Origin of the sequence: Bacillus sp. ZY-1-1, assembly GCF_003047165.1 — a bacterium.
GTDB classification, from domain to species: Bacteria; Bacillota; Bacilli; order Bacillales; family Bacillaceae; genus Bacillus; species Bacillus velezensis.
Genome location: NZ_CP027061.1, coordinates 3802501 through 3805000, shown reverse-complemented (window position 1 = coordinate 3805000; position 2500 = coordinate 3802501). Strand labels below are relative to the sequence as shown.

Below are 2500 nucleotides of genomic sequence, written 5' to 3'. Positions count from 1 at the left end.
AAGATCCCTGAAAGATGATCAGGTTGATAGGTCTGAGGTGGAAGTGTGGCGACACATGGAGCTGACAGATACTAATCGATCGAGGACTTAACCAATTTGAATGTATGCTTACTGTTATCTAGTTTTGAGAGAACACTCTCAATGGTTTGGTGGCGATAGCGAAGAGGTCACACCCGTTCCCATGCCGAACACGGAAGTTAAGCTCTTCAGCGCCGATGGTAGTCGGGGGTTTCCCCCTGTGAGAGTAGGACGCCGCCAAGCTATTACACGTAAGTGTAATATACGGAGGATTAGCTCAGCTGGGAGAGCATCTGCCTTACAAGCAGAGGGTCGGCGGTTCGAGCCCGTCATCCTCCACCATATTTGCCGGCCTAGCTCAATTGGTAGAGCAACTGACTTGTAATCAGTAGGTTGGGGGTTCAAGTCCTCTGGCCGGCACCATTTTTGGACAAGATAATAACACAAGTCTTTTAAAAAGAGCCATTAGCTCAGTTGGTAGAGCATCTGACTTTTAATCAGAGGGTCGAAGGTTCGAGTCCTTCATGGCTCACCATGTTACGCGGGTGTGGCGGAATTGGCAGACGCGCTAGACTTAGGATCTAGTGTCTTATGACGTGGGGGTTCAAGTCCCTTCACCCGCATTATACAGGATAGTTATCCTGTATGCGGAAGTAGTTCAGTGGTAGAACACCACCTTGCCAAGGTGGGGGTCGCGGGTTCGAATCCCGTCTTCCGCTCCAACTATACCATCCACGCCGGGGTGGTGGAATTGGCAGACACACAGGACTTAAAATCCTGCGGTAGGTGACTACCGTGCCGGTTCAAGTCCGGCCCTCGGCATTCATTATTATGCGCCCGTAGCTCAATTGGATAGAGCGTTTGACTACGGATCAAAAGGTTAGGGGTTCGACTCCTCTCGGGCGCGCCATAATATTTTTAAAAATCGGGAAGTAGCTCAGCTTGGTAGAGCACATGGTTTGGGACCATGGGGTCGCAGGTTCGAATCCTGTCTTCCCGACCACTTCGGGGCCTTAGCTCAGCTGGGAGAGCGCCTGCTTTGCACGCAGGAGGTCAGCGGTTCGATCCCGCTAGGCTCCACCATTTATAAAAAAAACATGTTGACTTTAAGAGAAACTTATTATATACTTAAAAAGTTGCTTGAGAAAGTGAACAAAATGATCTTTGAAAACTAAACAAGACAAAACGTACCTGTTAATTCAAAGTTTTAAATAAATCGCACAGCGATGTGCGTAGTCAGTCAAACTACTTTATTGGAGAGTTTGATCCTGGCTCAGGACGAACGCTGGCGGCGTGCCTAATACATGCAAGTCGAGCGGACAGATGGGAGCTTGCTCCCTGATGTTAGCGGCGGACGGGTGAGTAACACGTGGGTAACCTGCCTGTAAGACTGGGATAACTCCGGGAAACCGGGGCTAATACCGGATGGTTGTCTGAACCGCATGGTTCAGACATAAAAGGTGGCTTCGGCTACCACTTACAGATGGACCCGCGGCGCATTAGCTAGTTGGTGAGGTAACGGCTCACCAAGGCGACGATGCGTAGCCGACCTGAGAGGGTGATCGGCCACACTGGGACTGAGACACGGCCCAGACTCCTACGGGAGGCAGCAGTAGGGAATCTTCCGCAATGGACGAAAGTCTGACGGAGCAACGCCGCGTGAGTGATGAAGGTTTTCGGATCGTAAAGCTCTGTTGTTAGGGAAGAACAAGTGCCGTTCAAATAGGGCGGCACCTTGACGGTACCTAACCAGAAAGCCACGGCTAACTACGTGCCAGCAGCCGCGGTAATACGTAGGTGGCAAGCGTTGTCCGGAATTATTGGGCGTAAAGGGCTCGCAGGCGGTTTCTTAAGTCTGATGTGAAAGCCCCCGGCTCAACCGGGGAGGGTCATTGGAAACTGGGGAACTTGAGTGCAGAAGAGGAGAGTGGAATTCCACGTGTAGCGGTGAAATGCGTAGAGATGTGGAGGAACACCAGTGGCGAAGGCGACTCTCTGGTCTGTAACTGACGCTGAGGAGCGAAAGCGTGGGGAGCGAACAGGATTAGATACCCTGGTAGTCCACGCCGTAAACGATGAGTGCTAAGTGTTAGGGGGTTTCCGCCCCTTAGTGCTGCAGCTAACGCATTAAGCACTCCGCCTGGGGAGTACGGTCGCAAGACTGAAACTCAAAGGAATTGACGGGGGCCCGCACAAGCGGTGGAGCATGTGGTTTAATTCGAAGCAACGCGAAGAACCTTACCAGGTCTTGACATCCTCTGACAATCCTAGAGATAGGACGTCCCCTTCGGGGGCAGAGTGACAGGTGGTGCATGGTTGTCGTCAGCTCGTGTCGTGAGATGTTGGGTTAAGTCCCGCAACGAGCGCAACCCTTGATCTTAGTTGCCAGCATTCAGTTGGGCACTCTAAGGTGACTGCCGGTGACAAACCGGAGGAAGGTGGGGATGACGTCAAATCATCATGCCCCTTATGACCTGGGCTA

At 51.9% G+C, this 2500-nt stretch carries 9 tRNA genes and 3 rRNA genes (2 of these 12 running past the window's edge); all 12 read left to right on the top strand.

The annotated features are described in order from the left end of the window. Positions 1 to 95: ribosomal RNA gene (locus C5I45_RS19135) — 23S ribosomal RNA — on the top strand; it begins 2845 nt to the left of the window's first position. Between the two features lie 50 nt (positions 96 to 145). Next, positions 146 to 261, top strand: a 5S ribosomal RNA gene (gene rrf, locus C5I45_RS19130). A 23-nt stretch (positions 262 to 284) separates the two neighbouring features. Continuing rightward, positions 285 to 360: transfer RNA gene (locus C5I45_RS19125), tRNA-Val, on the top strand. A 5-nt stretch (positions 361 to 365) separates the two neighbouring features. Beyond that, positions 366 to 441 (top strand) — tRNA-Thr (locus tag C5I45_RS19120). Between the two features lie 36 nt (positions 442 to 477). Continuing rightward, a tRNA-Lys gene (locus tag C5I45_RS19115) sits at positions 478 to 553 on the top strand. Positions 554 to 559: 6 nt separating this feature from the next. Continuing rightward, positions 560 to 641: transfer RNA gene (locus tag C5I45_RS19110), tRNA-Leu, on the top strand. A gap of 24 nt (positions 642 to 665) precedes the next feature. Continuing rightward, positions 666 to 740, top strand: a tRNA-Gly gene (locus tag C5I45_RS19105). Positions 741 to 754: 14 nt separating this feature from the next. Next, positions 755 to 840: transfer RNA gene (locus C5I45_RS19100), tRNA-Leu, on the top strand. A gap of 11 nt (positions 841 to 851) precedes the next feature. After that, positions 852 to 928 (top strand) — tRNA-Arg (locus C5I45_RS19095). Positions 929 to 944: 16 nt separating this feature from the next. Further along, positions 945 to 1021: transfer RNA gene (locus C5I45_RS19090), tRNA-Pro, on the top strand. Between the two features lie 4 nt (positions 1022 to 1025). Next, positions 1026 to 1101 (top strand) — tRNA-Ala (locus C5I45_RS19085). A gap of 167 nt (positions 1102 to 1268) precedes the next feature. Then, a 16S ribosomal RNA gene (locus C5I45_RS19080) occupies positions 1269 to 2500 on the top strand (it continues 318 nt past the right edge of the window).